This is a genomic window from Bilophila sp. (assembly GCF_057864385.1).
Genome location: NZ_DBMAFI010000069.1, coordinates 1 through 16,234 on the forward strand (window position 1 = coordinate 1; position 16,234 = coordinate 16,234).

The 16,234-nt window shown below is 58.5% G+C and carries 13 protein-coding genes; 11 read left to right on the top strand and 2 right to left on the bottom strand.

Going from position 1 to position 16,234, the window contains the following annotated elements; translation table 11 throughout:
- Positions 1-22: 22 nt before the first annotated feature.
- Positions 23-1,060: a LacI family DNA-binding transcriptional regulator gene (locus ACZM8Y_RS15325; protein ID WP_302552962.1), complete on the bottom strand. Its 1,038-nt coding sequence runs from the start codon at positions 1,058-1,060 to the stop codon at positions 23-25.
- 635 nt (positions 1,061-1,695) lie between these two features.
- Between ACZM8Y_RS15325 and ACZM8Y_RS15330 the strand changes: the two genes are divergently transcribed.
- The 11 genes from ACZM8Y_RS15330 to ACZM8Y_RS15380 all read left to right on the top strand — a co-directional run bounded on the left by ACZM8Y_RS15330 (position 1,696) and on the right by ACZM8Y_RS15380 (position 14,298).
- The gene (locus tag ACZM8Y_RS15330) at positions 1,696-2,715 is read left to right on the top strand and encodes a TRAP transporter substrate-binding protein (protein WP_302552963.1); all 1,020 of its coding nucleotides are present in this window, start codon (positions 1,696-1,698) and stop codon (positions 2,713-2,715) included.
- A gap of 184 nt (positions 2,716-2,899) precedes the next feature.
- Positions 2,900-3,925 (top strand): TRAP transporter substrate-binding protein, encoded by a 1,026-nt coding sequence (locus ACZM8Y_RS15335; RefSeq protein ID WP_302552964.1) that lies wholly within the window; start codon positions 2,900-2,902, stop codon positions 3,923-3,925.
- A 65-nt stretch (positions 3,926-3,990) separates the two neighbouring features.
- A complete protein-coding gene (locus ACZM8Y_RS15340) occupies positions 3,991-4,497 on the top strand; it encodes a TRAP transporter small permease (RefSeq protein WP_302552965.1) in 507 nt (168 codons plus the stop codon).
- Positions 4,497-5,783 (top strand): TRAP transporter large permease, encoded by a 1,287-nt coding sequence (locus ACZM8Y_RS15345; protein ID WP_337431840.1) that lies wholly within the window; start codon positions 4,497-4,499, stop codon positions 5,781-5,783. The genes ACZM8Y_RS15340 and ACZM8Y_RS15345 overlap by 1 nt, the downstream gene beginning before the upstream one ends.
- Positions 5,784-5,952: 169 nt before the next feature.
- On the top strand, positions 5,953-6,186 hold the full coding sequence (locus tag ACZM8Y_RS15350; protein ID WP_479858657.1) for a hypothetical protein: 234 nt from the start codon (positions 5,953-5,955) through the stop codon (positions 6,184-6,186).
- A gap of 608 nt (positions 6,187-6,794) precedes the next feature.
- The gene (locus tag ACZM8Y_RS15355; RefSeq protein ID WP_337432076.1) at positions 6,795-7,484 is read left to right on the top strand and encodes a Crp/Fnr family transcriptional regulator; all 690 of its coding nucleotides are present in this window, start codon (positions 6,795-6,797) and stop codon (positions 7,482-7,484) included.
- A gap of 226 nt (positions 7,485-7,710) precedes the next feature.
- On the top strand, positions 7,711-9,330 hold the full coding sequence (locus ACZM8Y_RS15360) for an FAD-dependent oxidoreductase (RefSeq protein WP_482332654.1): 1,620 nt from the start codon (positions 7,711-7,713) through the stop codon (positions 9,328-9,330).
- Between the two features lie 2 nt (positions 9,331-9,332).
- Positions 9,333-11,042, top strand: coding sequence for an FAD-binding protein (locus tag ACZM8Y_RS15365; protein WP_482332658.1), 1,710 nt, complete (start codon positions 9,333-9,335; stop codon positions 11,040-11,042).
- 78 nt (positions 11,043-11,120) lie between these two features.
- The gene (locus ACZM8Y_RS15370; protein ID WP_308771979.1) at positions 11,121-12,506 is read left to right on the top strand and encodes an SLC13 family permease; all 1,386 of its coding nucleotides are present in this window, start codon (positions 11,121-11,123) and stop codon (positions 12,504-12,506) included.
- Positions 12,507-12,695: 189 nt separating this feature from the next.
- Positions 12,696-13,085 carry a YkvA family protein gene (locus ACZM8Y_RS15375; protein WP_482332667.1) on the top strand — a complete coding sequence of 130 codons (390 nt, stop codon included), beginning with the start codon at positions 12,696-12,698 and terminating at the stop codon, positions 13,083-13,085.
- Positions 13,086-13,164: 79 nt separating this feature from the next.
- Positions 13,165-14,298: an NADH:flavin oxidoreductase gene (locus ACZM8Y_RS15380; protein WP_482332672.1), complete on the top strand. Its 1,134-nt coding sequence runs from the start codon at positions 13,165-13,167 to the stop codon at positions 14,296-14,298.
- A gap of 463 nt (positions 14,299-14,761) precedes the next feature.
- Here ACZM8Y_RS15380 and bioA read toward each other — a convergent pair whose 3' ends face one another.
- Positions 14,762-16,126: an adenosylmethionine--8-amino-7-oxononanoate transaminase gene (gene bioA / locus ACZM8Y_RS15385; protein WP_489501869.1), complete on the bottom strand. Its 1,365-nt coding sequence runs from the start codon at positions 16,124-16,126 to the stop codon at positions 14,762-14,764.
- Positions 16,127-16,234: the final 108 nt, after the last annotated feature.

Consider the following 16,234-nt stretch of genomic DNA (forward strand, 5'->3'; position numbering starts at 1 on the left):
TGTCCATGCGGGTTCCTTCCTTTTATTTTTCTTTGACCCTGCCGCAGGTCCTGCGCACGATAAGTTCCGTGTCGAGCAGGTACTGCACTTTGAGCGGGGTTTGCGACTCTATGGCCGAAATCATGATGTTCGCCGCCATCTGGCCCATTTCGTAGCAGGGCGTCTTGATGCTCGTCAGCGGCGGGTTGAAGTAGGCGGCGATGTCGATGTCGTCAAAGCCGCAGACGGAAATGTCCTCCGGGACGCTCAGCCCCGCTTCGGTGATGGCGCGCATGGCACCGATGGCCAGATAGTCGTTCACGCACAGCACCGCCGTCGGGGGATCCTGCAATTTCAAAAACGCCCGCATGGACTCCTTGCCGAGCAGGTAGGAAGGCGGCTGCGAGCGGATGAGTTCCGGGTCGAAGGGGATGCCGTTGTCGGCAAGCACCTTCTTGTAGCCTTCCATACGGTCGATGGTGCGGCGCGCGCAGGTCATGGGGCCGACCAGAAAACCGATGCGCTTATGTCCGAGATCAATGAGGTATTTGACGCTCGTATAGATGGATCGCGCGTTGTCGATGCCGATATAGTTCACGCTTTCGTCCGGCACTTCCCACAGGATGATGCAGGGGATGCCCGCCGCCTCCAGCGTTTTCATGTAATCCACATTGCTCATGTCCAGCCCGACGAGGATGAGCCCGCCGATGCGCTGCTCGTGGAAGCGCCGCATGGCGAGGCGCTCCTCCTCCGGCGAGAACTGCGACAGGGCCACCTTGCACGAGTAGTTCCGCTCCGAGCACGTTTTCTGGATCGCCATCAGGTTCACGCCGAACGCCGCATACGTCGGCGAAGGCAGGAGGATGCCGATGGTGTCCGAGCGCCTCTTGGAAAGGGAGCCCGCCGTCGCGTTGTAGACGTAGTTGAGCGCTTCCGCGGCGGCCCTGACCTTGCTGACCGTTTCCGCAGGCGTTTTGTCCGGCTCGCGGAGGGCGCGGGATACGGTCGAAAGCGAGACGTTCGCCTTGATGGCGACGTCCTTTATGGTCGCCCGGGTGTTATTGAAACCGTTTTCATTCATTTTATTGTTTTTTTTCAATGTATTATCCATTTATTTTGTACTTCAATAAGTACGTTTTCAATCTAGCCGCCCATAAAACCGCTGTCAAGCCTCTTTGCAACGTTTTTTTTGCGTTCACCCCCTTGGTTCCGAAAAGAGCCGGTTTTTGCAGCTTCCGCCACCCCATGCAGCGGAAAAGAATGTGCCCAAAGTAAAAACCAATTATATGTGTAGATGTTAGATAAACATCTACATTTCAAGCACCCACCCGGCGGCAGGCCGCCATGAAGACGCAAACCTCTTCACAGAGTTGCGGGGAGTGTCTGAAAGGGCAAAAACTATCTTTTTTAATAGGCTGTATTTTATAAAAAATATGTATCTTACGCCGCTGAGGATACAAAAAAAAGCATCCCATCTCTTGACAAGATATTTTTTTGACGCATAGAATGAAAACGTATTCATTCTAATATAAATTATAACATATAATACATTGAATATTCATATTTTTTTGCAAAAGAACGGATTCAAAATCCATTCATAAGCCTCATAAACATAAGGAAATCCACCTATTAGGCCTCATGCCCGCGGCCTTGGAGCATGTACGGCATCCCGAAAGGCCGCAGGCCTAACCAGATAACCCCAAGGAGAAGGGCGTTATGCAACTGTCCAACACATGGAAGGCAACGGTAGGATTGATGATCGGGGCGATCTTGTGCCTGCCCGCGCAAGCGGCGGCCGAAAAGAAAATCATCATGCGCTACAGCCACAGTTCGGCGGCCATGGTGGAGGAGCCGCATCACACGGCGGCTCTGGACTTCAAGAAATACGTTGAAGAGAAAACCAAGGGCAGGGTGGAAGTGCAGATCTACCCCGCCAGCCAGCTCGGCGGCGAGGAACGCGCCTTTCAGGACGTGCAGCAGGGCGTCATCCAGATAGCATCCCTGGCTTCCAATAATGCCGCCGTGTTCGCCCCTTCCCTCTATGTCATCGATCTCCCCTATCTGTTCAGGACCAACCAGGAAGGCTGGGACATTCTCGACAAGTATTGGGACGAGCTCAACGCCAAGGCCATCAAGGAAAGCGGCAACCGCATCATCGGCTGGCTCGACCTCGGCTACCGCCACGTCTGCAACAGCAAGCATCCCATCCGCACCATCGAAGACCTCAAGGGCCTCAAAATCCGCGTGCCCAACAACCCGGTCATGATCAACACGTTCCGCGCATGGGGCTGTGAGCCGACCCCCCTCGCGTGGGACGAAACATTCAACGCCCTCCAGCAGAAGGTCGTCGACGGCCAGGAAAACTCCTACGTGGTCTTTGCGTCCAACAAGTTTGAAGAAGTGCAGAAGTACATGACCGAACTGCGCTACAAGCTCCAGATCATCGTCATGGTCGTCAACGACGCATGGCTCAAGAAGCAGCCTGCCGATGTCCAGCAGGCCATCCTCGAAGGCGGACGCCTCGCCACCAAGCACAACCGCGAAATGATCATCGCCATGGAAAACCGCCTGAAGCCCGCCATGAAGAAGGCCGGCGTCGAAATCCTCGACAAGCCCGAAGACGAAAACATTTGGGAAGAAAAGGCGATGGCCCTGTGGCCCGATCTCTACCCCAAAATCGGCAACCTCGATCTCCTCGACAAGATGATGGCGGACATGAACCGCAAGCGCCCGTAGCAGTAAAATCATGAAAACGTTTTTTACCATTGATTAAGGTCGATTATCTTTATTTCTACGTTCTTTTGATTCGACATGCAAGTGAAAAGGCACGCCTTTTCATGAATGCGGAGTGCGCATTCTTGGAAAAGCGCGACTATGGCAATGGATTTCAGACTGTTCACCCACAAACGAGGAGGTCTTCATGAACATCCGGCAAGGCTTCAGCCTGGCCCTGTTAGGGGCGGTTTGCGGAGCGCTGCTTCTGGCTTCTCCCGCCAGTGCGGCCGAGAAAAAAATCGTCATGCGCTACAGCCACAGCTCCAGCGCGATGGTCAAGGAGCCGCATCACGCCGCGGCCCTCGACTTTAAGAACTACGTGGAAAAGGCCACCAACGGGAAAGTGGACGTCCAGATTTACCCCGGCAGCCAGCTTGGCGGCGAGGAACGGAGTTTTCAGGACATCCAGCAGGGCGTCATCCAGATCGCGTCCCTCGCGGTCAACAACGTGACGGTATTCAGCCCTTCCATGGGCGTGTTCGATTTGCCGTACATGTTCACCAACTATGAAGATTGCTACAAGCTCATCGACCAGAACTGGGACGAGATCAACAAGCGCATGATCGACGAGAGCGGCAACATGGCCGTGGGCTGGCTCGTGCAGGGCTTCCGCGTGCTGAGCAACAGCAAGCACCCCATCCGTACGGTTGAAGACCTCAAGGGCCTCAAGATCCGTGTGCCCAACAACCCGATCATGATCGCCACCTTCCGCGCGTGGGGCGGTGAGCCCGCGCCCATGGCGTGGGACGAGACGTTCAACGCCCTCCAGCAGAAGGTCGTCGACGGCCAGGAAAACCCCTACCCCGTGTTCGCTTCCAACAAGTTCGAGGAAGTGCAGAAGTACATCACCGAAATCCACTACAAGGTGTGGATCGGCCCCATCGTGGTGAACGCCGCGTGGCTCAAGAGGCAGCCTGAGGACGTCCAGAAGGCCATCCTTGAAGGCGGCCGCCTTGCCACCGAAAACAACCGCAAGATGATTGCCGAAATGGAAACCGAACTCGTCAAGGCGCTCAAGGATAAGGGCGTCGAAATCCTCGACAAGCCGGAAGACGAATCCGTCTGGCAGGAAAAGGCCATGAACGTATGGCCGCAGTTCTATGACAAGATCGGCGATATTTCCTTGCTCGACACCATGATGAAGTCCCTCGGACGTACGCGTCCGCAATAACGCCTGCCGAGCCCGGAGGGAATCCTCCCTCCGGGCCGCTAACCTCAACCGGCGAGGAGTGAGCCATGCGCGAGCAGTTGGCGTCCATTTGGAGAGATCTTGAAGAGTATATCTGTTGTACGCTGCTCGGCGTCATCATGACGCTTCTCATGATGCAGGTGTGCTATAGATACTTCGGCGGCAAGTCCATTGCCTGGTCTGAAGAGGTCAGCCGCTTCCTGTTCCTGTATCTTGTCTATTTCGCGGCGAGCCTCGCCGCCTCAAAGAACCTGCATATCCGCGTGACCGCGCAGCTCAAGCTCCTGCCGAAGCTTGGCCAGATGCTCCTGCTCCTTGCGACGGACATCATCTGGCTGATCTTCTGCATCATCGTGGTGGACGTCGGGACGGACTTCATCATCAGCATGAGCGACCGCCCGATGGTTTCCGGGGCGCTGATGCTTGACATGCGCTACGTCTACGCGGCGGTGCCCATCGCCTTCACCTTGCAGGCCGTCCGCCTCGTCGAGCGTTGGTGGCGTATCTTTACCAAACGTGATCCCTTAGTCGTCCCCAGCGAGGAGGTGTTCTGATGTCCCTTGAAATCCTCATCTGGGTTGCTCTGGCTGTCCTGCTCATCATGGGCACGCCCATTTTCGTCTCCCTCGGCATGGCCTCCATCACTGTGCTGCTTCTGAGCGACATCCCGCTTTCGCTCGTCATGATCGACCTTATCAAGGTCTCGGACATGTTCCCTCTGCTGGCGGTGGTGGGCTTCGTCTTCGCCGGGGCGCTCATGGAGCGCGGCGGCATGGCGGCCCAGATTGTTGAGGTCGCTTCCATGCTCGTCGGGCATATACGCGGCGGGCTCGGCATCGTGACCATCCTCGGCTGCATGTTCTTCGCCTCCATGATCGGTTCCGGCCCCGGCACCGTAGCCGCCATGGGCAGCATCATGATCCCCTCCATGATCAAGCGCGGCTACTCGCCCGAATACGCCGCCGGCGTTTCGGCCACCGGCGGCACGCTCGGCATCCTCATCCCGCCGAGCAACCCCATGCTCGTCTACGGCATCATCGCCAACGTCTCGATTTCCGCGCTGTTCACCGCCGGATTCGTACCCGGCGCGCTGGTCGGCACCTGCCTCATGCTCACGGCCTATATGATCGCACGCCGCCACGGTTACAGGGGAACGATGCATTCCTACACGATGGCCGAATTCGGACGCGCGCTCCTGAAGAACATCTGGTCTCTCATGGCTCCCGTGGTCATCCTCGGCGGCATTTACGCGGGCATATGCACGCCCGTGGAAGCCTCGGTCGTCGCGGTGTGGTACGCCCTTTTCGTCGGCTTCTTCATCACCAAGAAGCTTTCCCTGAAGGAAGTGTTCAACGCCATGAAACTGGCGAACATCTCCACCGGGACGATCCTCATCGTCGTAGGCGTGTCCACCATTTTCGGGCGGTTCCTGACCATGTACCAGATCCCGCAGCAGCTCGCCGCCCAGATGATGCTGTACACCACCAACCCCATCCTGATCCTGCTGCTCATCGCCGCACTGCTGTTCTTCCTCGGCATGTTCATGGAGACCCTCGCCACCATCGTCGTGCTCGCGCCGGTCTTCCTGCCGATCATCAAGTCCGTGGGCATCGACCCCGTATTCTTTGGGGTATTCTGGGTCGTTACCAACGAGATCGCCCTGTTGACCCCGCCGCTCGGCGTCAACCTGTTCATCGCCATGAACCTGTCCAACCTTCCGTTGGAACGGGTGGCAAAGGGGGCCATCCCTTATATTTTCTTGCTTATTCTTGTTGTTTTCTTCCTTATCCTCTTCCCCGACGTCGTAACGTTCCTCCCGAAGGCGCTCGGCATGTATTGATGGGGCGTTTTCCCAGACTTCGGCGAGGGGCCCTGCCCCTCGAACCCCGGCAGAGGCGCTGCCTCTGCACTCCGCAAGGGAGCAGCGCTCCCTTGACCCGGCATAAGCGTTTCCTCTCGCGGCAATGCCGCGAGAGGAAACGCCCTAGGCCCAACGAGTTCTCTTTTTGATGGGAATCAGGGACGGTAACAGCGTGGATAGCGGCAAGGGCGGCAACCCATCCATGAGGGACGGCGCCGATCCCGATCTCATCGTAGGCAATTCCACTCTGGAATTACCCAGCCCCAAAAACAAAAAATCTCCTCTCCACCTGCCGGGGGCTTCCTCCTCCCCCACTCCCCAAGCGGCGGCCGTTCCCCCCAAGGATAGCCGCCGCTCCTTTTACGCAACGCCGTCTTCCTGAAAAATAATCCTTATTAACAATCCTTATTGAGGGTAAGATTGAAACGAAAGGCCATGTCGCAATAAACGATTGATGCTTTCTTAAAATTCCAAAGCAATTGATGCTTTCTTAGACCGGCAAAATGCTTCCTCCACAAAGCCACGAGATAAAAAGTGGCTGTGTCCTAGTCGTCAATATAGATATAATATATTGAAACCATTTAACTATTTTTCAAGCCAAATCACAAAAATATTTTAATAATTTCAAATAATTACATTAAAATAGCAACACAACCTAATTATTCTTTTGGAATTTCAAGAAATAAAGCATCAGCCCTTTTCTATGGTACGCCTTCAATAAATGAAGATCGTTATCACATCATATAGGGGCAGACTCCGGCACATGAATTGCGTTATACTGCATAGTAAGCGGCTGTCTTGACGGCAACGCCGCCAAGACAGCCGCGCCGCCGGGTCAAGGGGCGGCTCGCCCCTTGCGGGGTTCCGAGGGGCAGGGCCCCTCGGCGGGCCCGTAGAGCCCCGCAAAATCGCCTGCCTCGCCTCCCCACATTGCCTACATGGGCGTCAAAAAATGTCACTCAACAATAGCCTATAAAGACAGGAGGCTTCATGAAACAGCTCAAGCTGGATGCCGATTCCTCCCACACAGGAAAACTTGAGGGCATGAACGCGCCGTGGAGCCGCCTGCTCCATCTCGCAACGCGCTACACCTACCCGAAACGCTACCCCCTCGTACTGGCGGGCGACGCCATGTTCGATTTCTACTACCTCGCCAAGGGCCGCCTCCGAATCATGCACGGCACGGAGAACGGACGCGAGCGGGCTATGGTCTATGTCGGCAGCGGGAACGTGTTCAACGAGGCTACGGCGCTGGCAGGGTTCGACGATCCCGACTGCCGCTTCTACTGTATGGAAGACGTGGAACTGTACCGCTTCCCCGGCACGTTGCTCCATGATCCCCGCTTCGTCGCCGAATACCCGGAACTCATCATCAACCTGATGGTCTCCATGAGCACCAAGGTGCTCGTGATGCACGCCAACCTTTCCGAAACGGGCGGCGGTACGGCGGTAAAGCAGGTCAGCCTCTTTTTGTGCGGACTTTCACGCCTGCACGGGGACAAGCTCGACTTCAACCCTCAGATGACGCAGGAAGAATTGGCGATTTTCCTTGGGATACACAGGGCTACGCTCGTCAGGGCACTGCGGTCGCTGCGCGAATGCGGCGCGCTCCTCCAGCTCACCAAGAACCGCCTCCGCATTGGAGACCTTGCGCTCCTGCAAAAAATAGCCGGGGAATAAGCCCGGAATCATACAGAAAACCCATATAATCCACACTCTTTCATCCTGTTTCCTCTTTTTTTCCGCTTTTTTTCACAAATGGCGCATCTGCGCCATTTTCTTGAGAGCGGCTGTGTGAAGGTTCGCACAATGGGAAGTGAGCCGGAGGGCGGATGCGCGCCCGCCCGTCCCCTCACCCTTCACATAGCCGTTCCCTGTGACGCGGGGAACGCCAAGGAGACAGGACGTGATCAACGTTATCGATCAAGACAAATGCATCGGATGCGGAACCTGCTTCAAGTCGTGCAGCCTCGACGTCTTCCGCCTCGACACCGACCAGCGCAAGGTTTCGCCCTGCATGGCGGCGTGCCCGGCAGGTACCGACATTCGCGGCTACAATGCCCTCGTACAGCAGGGCAAGCTTGAGGAAGCCGCCAAGAAACTCCGCCAGACCAACCCCTTTCCCGGCATCACGGGGCGCATCTGCTTCCACCCCTGCGAAAAGGAATGCGCGCGCAATGCCGTGGACGGCGCGGTGAACATCAACGCCGTCGAGCAGTTCCTCGGCGATCTCGGTTTGCCCGAAGAACAGCCCGCCATCCGGCATACCGCCAAGGTTGCCGTGGTGGGTTCCGGCCCCGCCGGGCTTTCCTGTGCCTGTTTTATGGCCCGTATGGGCTATCCCGTCACCGTTTTCGAGGCCGCACCGCACCCCGGCGGCATGCTCCGCTACGGCATCCCGGCCTACCGCCTGCCCGACGCCGTGGTCGAGGCGCATGTGGCCCGGCTTGAAGCCCTCGGCGTCAGCTTCCGCTGCAACACCCGCATCGGCAAGGGAGGCGATCTGACCCTCGGCGACTTGCGCCGCCGCGGTTACAAGGCTTTCCTCCTTGCCCCCGGAACCAGCCTCAGCCGCAAACTCGCCATTGAAGGCGCCGAGCTGCCCGGCGTGCTGTGGGGCGTGGAGTTCCTCCGCGCCGTGCGCAGCGATCACGCCCCGGCATTTTCGGGCCACGTCGTGGTCGTGGGCGGCGGCGACGTCGCCGTTGACGCGGCCATTTCCGCCAAGCGCCTCGGCGCGGCTTCCGTGAGCATGGTTTCCCTTGAATCGGAAAGCGAACTGCCCGCCTATCCGCACAACATCGCCGACGCCCGCGAAGAAGGCATTGATTTCCAGTGCGGCTGGGGCCCGGTGCGCGTCGAAGGCGCGGGCGCCGTTTCCGGCCTCACCGTCAAAGCCTGCCTTTCCGTCAAGGACGCTTCCGGCGCGTTCCGCCCGTCCTTTGATGAAACGCAGACCCGCACCATCCCCGCCGATGCCGTGATCTTCGCCATCGGGCAGGCCGCCGATCTCGATCCCTTCGCGGATGACGTGGCCATCACGCCCCGCCGCACCATCGAAACCGCCGCCGTCACCTTTGAAACCTCCCGCCCCGACGTATTCGCGGCGGGCGACGCGTCCAGCGGCCCGGCCTCGGCCATCCAAGCCATCGCCGGAGGCCGCGAGGCGGCCTACTCGATGGACCGTTACCTGCGCGGAGGCCAGATCCTCGCCAACCGCGCCGCCGTCCGCGAAACCGTGGACAAGGACAGGCTCCCCGGCGAAGGGGTGCTCCTCTCCCCGCGCAACGAGCGCGCCGTGACCGACGCCCCCGGCTTTGAAGAACGGCGGCAGGGGCTGGATCTCCACGCCGTGCTGGCGGAAGGCATGCGCTGCATGACCTGCGGGGCCAAGGCCCGCATCGCCTACAACGACGACTGCATGACCTGCTTCACCTGCGAGCTCCGCTGCCCGGCGGAAGCCATCAACGTGCATCCTTTCAAGGAACCGCTCCCGCGTACCCTTGAAATCCATTGCGAGGACTAGCCATGAGCGCGAAACCTTTTGTTTTCGATACGGACGTGCTGATCATCGGCGGCGGCTTTTCGGGTTCGTGGGCCGCATTGACGGCCCGGCAACATGTGGAGAACGTGCTCATCGTCGACAAGGGCCCCCGCGACTGGGGCGGCCTCGGCGGGATGTCCGGCGGCGACATGATCGTCAAGCAGCCGGAGTTCGCCGCCGAGGATCTGGTCGAAGAGCTGGTCTATTACTACGACGGGCTGTGCGAGCAGGACGTGCTTGAGGAAATCCTCAACCAGTCCTACGAGCGCTTCAAAGATTACGAGAAGATGGGCCACAAGTTCGCCCGCGACGATTCCGGCAGGCTCATGAGCATCCCCCAGCGCGGGCTCGAACTCATGCGCTACTACTTCTACCACCCCTACGGCAAGGGCGGCGCGCACACCACCCAGATCCTCAATGCCGAGCTCCAGCGCCTCAACGTCCAGCGCATCGGGCGCGTCGAGATCACCGATCTCATCAAGGACGGCGACGCCGTTTCCGGGGCCGTGGGCTTCCACGCCCAGAGCGGCACGCCCTGCCTGTTCCGGGCCAAGGCCGTCATCCTCGCCGCCCACAACGGCGGCTGGAAGGGCTCGTATCTGCTGAACACCTGTGCGGGCGAGGGCGCGGCGCTGGCCTACGGCGCGGGCGCTTCCCTGCGCAACATGGAGTTCATCGAGAACTGGAACGTGCCCAAGCTGTTCGCGTGGGAAGGCCAAACCGGGATGCTCCCCTACGGCGCGCGCTTCCTCAACGGCGAGGGCGAGGACTTCATGCGCCGCTATTCCCCCAAGCTCGGAGCCAAGGCCGACCCGCACTACAACGTGCGCGGCATGGCCTTTGAAGTCCGGGCCGGACGCGGGCCGATCTACTTCGACACCAGCACCATGAGCCCTGAGGGGGTCGAGATCATGACCCCCACCGGCGGCTGGATGAAGCTCAACGACACCAAGCTGAAAGAACTCGGCATCGACTTCTTCAAGAGCAAAACCGAATGGATGCCGCAGGTGCTCACCTCATTCGGCGGCACCGTGGCCGACAAGGACGGCTGGAGCGGCATTCCGGGCCTGTTCGTGGCCGGACGCGCCCGCAGCGTCACCCCCGGCGTCTACATGGGCGGCTGGGATACCTGCAAGACCACCACGACCGGCTACATCGCCGGGAACAGCGCGGGGCAATACGTTTCCGGGCTTACCTCCGCGCCGCGGTTCGACGACGCCCACGCCTCAGACACGCTCGACGCCACCCTGTCCCTGCTCGGCAAGCCCGGCGTCTATCCCAAGGACGTCGTGCGGCTCATGCAGGAGCTCATGGCCCCGATGGACGTGTGTATCCTCAAGACCGGCAAGGGCCTGACCCGCTCGCTGGAACGCCTTGAAGACGCCAAGCAAAACATCCTGCCGTATATGACCGCCCCTGAGCCGCACTATCTGGTCAAGCTCGTGGAAGCGCGCTCCATGGCGCTGATCACCGAAATGTACCTGAAGGCGTCGCTCATGCGCAAGGAATCGCGCAGCGGCCATTACCGCGAGGACTTCCCCGAACGCCACGGCGATCCGGCGTGGATCGTCATCCGCAGCGGGCGCGACGGCATGGATCTGCGCACCGACCCCGTTCCGCTGGATCGTTATCCGGTGAAGCCGCACCGCTACTATATGGACAACTTCGCCTTCCCCAAAACATCGGCCCTCTAAGGCAGCGTCCGCCGCGCCGGAATCCCCTATCCCGGCGCGGCTCCCCGACATCTGAACCCGCCTTCCGCAGGAGTCCCCATGAACCGTGTCCTGACATTAAAGTGGTTCGCCGTGCTCGGCATCGCCAGCCTGTTCTACCTGCTGGCTCCCCGTGATGTTTCGCCTCAGATGCCCCTCTATCTTGCGATGACCTCCGCAGCGGTCATCATCTGGACCTTCGATCTCTTGCCCGCCGTGGCCGTCGCCGCCGCGCTGACCTTCCTCTACCTGCTGACCAACATGGCCCCGCCCGAAGTCGTCCTTGGGCCGTGGACCACCGTGCTCATCTGGACCACCTTCGGCGCGGCCATCTTCGGCGAAGCCATGGAAAAGACCGGGCTCGCCAAGCGCGTGGCCCTGCGCTGCATGCTCCTCACGGGCGGCACGTTCACCGGGATGCTCATCGGCTTCGCCATCGGCGGCATCATCCTCGGCCTCCTGCTGGCCTCCGGGTTCGCCCGCACGGTCATCTTCTGCGCCATCGCCGTGGGCATCATCAGGGCGCTGGAAATCGATCCCAAGTCCCGCCTGTCCTCCGTCATCATCATCGCCTGCTTCTTCGCGGCGGCGGCCCCGACCATGCAGTTCCTGCACACCTCGGAGTCCTTCATCTGGTCGTTCCAGGTGCTTATGAAGGCCATCGGCGGCAATGTGGACTGGTGGGAATACCTGGATCACGTCTGTTTCATCAACACCATCTACGTCGCGCTGTCCTTCCTGACCATCTATTTCATGCGCGGCAAGGTGGATCTCCCCGAAGGCGCGAAGCTCAAGCTCATCCTTGAAGAGCGCCTCGCTGAAATGGGCCCCATGTCGGTTTCCGAAAAGCGCCTCCTCATCCTCGCCATCCTCAGCATCCTCGGCTTCATGGTCGAGCCGTGGACCGGCGTGAACGCCGTATACGTCCTCTGCCTCGTGGCCCTGTTCTGCTACATGCCCGGCATGAAGATCATGGAGCCTTCCTCCTTCAACAGCCTGAACATCGTGTTCCTCGTCTTCGTGGCGGGCTGTATGGCCATCGGGTTCGTGGCGGGCGAAGTCGGAGCCAACAAGTGGGCCGTCTCGTCCATCATCCCGTTCCTCAAGGAACTGCCTCCCACCCTCGGCGTGCTCTGTTCCTACCTCGCGGGCGTGCTCACCAACCTGCTCCTGACCCCCTTCGCGGCGACCGTGGCCTTCACCCCGGCGTTCGGCGAACTCGGCATCCAGATGGGCATCAACCCCCTGCCCCTGTTCTACGCCTTCGAGTACGGGCTCGATCAGTACTTCTTCCCCTATGAAGGCGTCATGTTCCTCTACATCTTCACCACGGGCTGCGTGACCCTCAAGCACGTCATCCCCACAATGATCGCCCGCTGCATCGTCGCCGGGGCGTTCATCGTGGCCATCGCCATCCCCTACTGGAAGTTCATCGGCATCATGTAGCCCCGGCGCGGCCCGCTCCCGCGCCTCTCCTCCCGCCCACGGATGCCCCGCATCCTGACACAAAAGGCATTGCCGCACCCCAGCCTGATGGCGGGATGCGGCGGTGCCTTTCCGCGATCGCCCCGCCTCCTTGACACGCCGCCCAGCCGTGCCCACATTCAGACAAAACGCGGGACAGAGGAGGCCGCCATGAGCGACAAGGACATTATCGATATGAAAGAGGAAAACGGCCAGTGGTCGGCTTACGTTTCCGATTTTTCCCCCGAAAAGCTCTGGGAAAAAATCAAAGGGCACGCAAAGAAAGTCGGCTGTGAGGGCATACGCAGCGCCCTGCGCCTGTTCTACGCGCTGGACAATCCGTCTATGCCGCTCAAGACGAAAATGGTGATCTACGGCGCGCTCGGCTATTTCATCTCGCCTATCGACGTGATCCCCGACTTCATCCCGGTCGTGGGCTTCACCGACGACATCGGCGTGCTCGCGGCGGCGGTGGTCATGGCCGCTTCCTATATAGACGCCGAGGCCAAGGCCAAAGCCGACGCCAAGCTTGCCGGCTGGTTCGGGGAAGGAGCCTGCTGAAACACGCAGCCCGGCCCGTTTGCCCGGCTTCTCCAGAAGAATGCTTTTAGAGAAAATCAACCTGACAGGATAATTAACCATGCACATGGAAAGGAAAACTCTTTTTGAACAGGTTCGATTTCCGAAACTGACTTTGAAAAATCGTTTCGTGCGTTCCGGCTTATGGATGAAAGCGGCGGACGAGAAAGGACATATAACGCCCGATTTGATTGACACATATAAGGCTCTCGCAGATGGTGGGGTTGGTCTTATCATCACCGAGTACACATATATTGATGCCAACGACCAACCCAATCCCCGCATGATTGGAATGTATGACGATTCTTTTATCTCCGAATGGAAAGAGATTATTGACTATGCACATTTCAAGAATGTCAAGATAGCCTGCCAGATTGCGATGGGGGGTTCACAAAGTGGCTTTGAGGCATCTCGGCACCGACGAATGATAGCTCCCTCTGCGGTTTTAAACCGCGTGACGGGTATCATGCCGCAAGAGATGACAGAGGCGGATTTTAAGCACGTAATCAACTGCCATGCAAAGGCTGCCTTACAAGTAAAACAAGCCGGATTCGATGCGGTACAAATCCATGCAGCGCATGGATATTTGTTGAGTCAATTCTTGACGCCTTATTATAACCGACGTAAAGACAAATATGGCGGCACATTACACAACCGTGCCCGCCTCATTTATGAAGTCGTCGCCGCTGTGCGTGCGGCTGTCGGCAAAGATTTCCCCGTGATGATAAAATTGAATTTTGACGATTTCATGTCCGAAGGCGAGGGGCTGACTTTTCCCGAATCCCTTGCCATGTTCGAGCGTCTGGATGCACTCGGCGTTGATTTTATCGAACCAAGCGGAACGAACCTCTCATCGGGTAACGGCATCACCCAATCGTTTCCAAACATAGCCCGATCCATTGAGAAGCAGTCCTATTTTAAAGAGCAGGTTTCCGAAATTGCACGACATATCACGACACCGCTCATTTTGGTAGGCGGAAACCGCAATATAGAAGTCATGGACGACTTGCTGAACAACAAAAATATCCCCTTGTTTTCGTTGGCACGCACCCTGCTTGCAGAACCCAATTTAATTAACAAGTGGAAAACTGACCTTGCTTATGTACCTAAATGTATCGCTTGCAATAAGTGTGGGGAAACTACACCTCATTCTTGCATATTGAACAGAAAAAATTTAAATATGCTCGATAAATGATTATTTTGCGAACTTAGATGGTTAACTTACAGTACAACATAGGGCCTTTGTCAAAAAATCGGAAGCTCTATTAATCACTATATGGTAAAAAAGCAACTATACATGATTATTATTCAGATAGTTTGTTTACCTTTGAAACTAAAAGGATTATTTGACAGCATAGCACCGCAAACCGCTGCAATTGGCACGGTTGCTAACTCGTTGCCACTACTTCTCAAATAGTTCGCTAAAAGTTTATTCCTCAATCGGTTAAGTCAAACCGATGAAAATCTAAAATACACTCGCTCAGGCATTGAACAGCATAAATGAATTGAACAACACAAATAAACGGTTCTTATGCCTCCACAGCGTCCGCCTGCTTCCCGCAGCCGGAAGAGCCTTTTCAATATGAAAAAACTCTGGGCGCGCCCTGACGGAACGCATACAACATGCGCCCACGTCAGGGCATTTGGGCAAAACGGAGTTACGAATAAGCCCCGCGCACGGCGTCCACAACGGCGTCCGTCAGACGCCGCAGGTCTTCAGGCTCGATGCAGTACGGCGGCATGAGGTAGACGTTCCGGTTGAACGGACGCACCCACACACCGCGCTCAACGAAAAAGTCCTGCAAAACAGCCATGTTCACGGGCTTGTCCACCTCCACGACGCCGATTGCGCCGAGCGTCCGCACGTCGCGGACGCCCCGGAATTCCCGACACGGCGAAAGCCCTTCCTCAAGGCCCCGGCGGATGCCTTCCACACGTTCGGCCCACGGCGAGGCGTTCAGAAGGTCGAGGCTGGCGCATCCCACGGCACAGGCCAGCGGGTTGCCCATGAAAGTGGGGCCGTGCATGAACACGCCGCCGCCCTGCTCCGGCCCGGCCTCTTCAATGCCCTGCGCTACGGCTTCGCTGGCAACGGTCGCCGCCAGCGTCATGGTGCCGCCGGTGAGCGCCTTGCCGAGGCAGAGGATATCCGGCTTGAGGCCCGCCCATTCCGAAGCGAACATCTTGCCGGTGCGCCCGAACCCGGTGGCGATTTCATCAACGATCAGCAAGAGTTCGTGCTCATCGCACAGTTTACGCAGCCCGCGCAGGTAGTCGGGGTGATAGAACCACATCCCGCCCGCGCCCTGCACGATGGGCTCAAGGATGACCGCCGCCAGCCCGTCCGCGTGGCGCTCAATGGCGTCGCGCATGGGCCGGAGGCTGTCGGGATCGAACGGGCTGTCGAAACGGCAGCTTGGCCGATCGACGAACAGATGTTTCGGCAGGATGCCGGTAAACAGGGTGTGCATGCCGTTTACGGGATCGCAGACGGACATGGCCCCCTGCGTGTCGCCGTGGTAGCCGCCCTTGGGGGTGAGGAAGCGGGTTTTGCCCGGCCTGCCCTTCGAGGCCCAGTACTGGACCGCCATCTTGAGCGCGACTTCGACCGAGACCGAACCCGAATCGGCATAAAAAATATGCTTCAGGTTGCCGGGCAGCAGCGGCAGGAGCCGTTTCCCCAGTTCCACGGCGGGCTCATGGGTCAGGCCGCCGAACATGACATGGGCCATTTTCGCGGACTGCCGCCGCACGGCGTCCATGAGGACGGGGTGCCCGTAGCCGTGGATGGCGCACCACCACGAGGACATGCCGTCCACCAGCTCCCTCCCGTCGCGCAGCCTGATGCGCACGCCCGACGCGCCCACCGCCTCCCGCACCGGGAGCGGGTTCAGCGCCGACGTATACGGGTGCCACAGGTGTTCCCGGTCGAAGGCGAGGAGCGATGAAGGGGAAAGGGTAGATGAAGGAATGTGGGGGGAGAGGGAAACCCTTCTGGAGAAGGGTTGTCCCTCTCCCCCCACGCCCCCCTCTCCCTTCCCAAGACTTTCGACTGGTGGGGAGGCCACGCAAGAGCTTTCCCGGTTGGGACAGGAAGATGCAGGAGGGGTTTGCCCGCATCCATAAGAAGA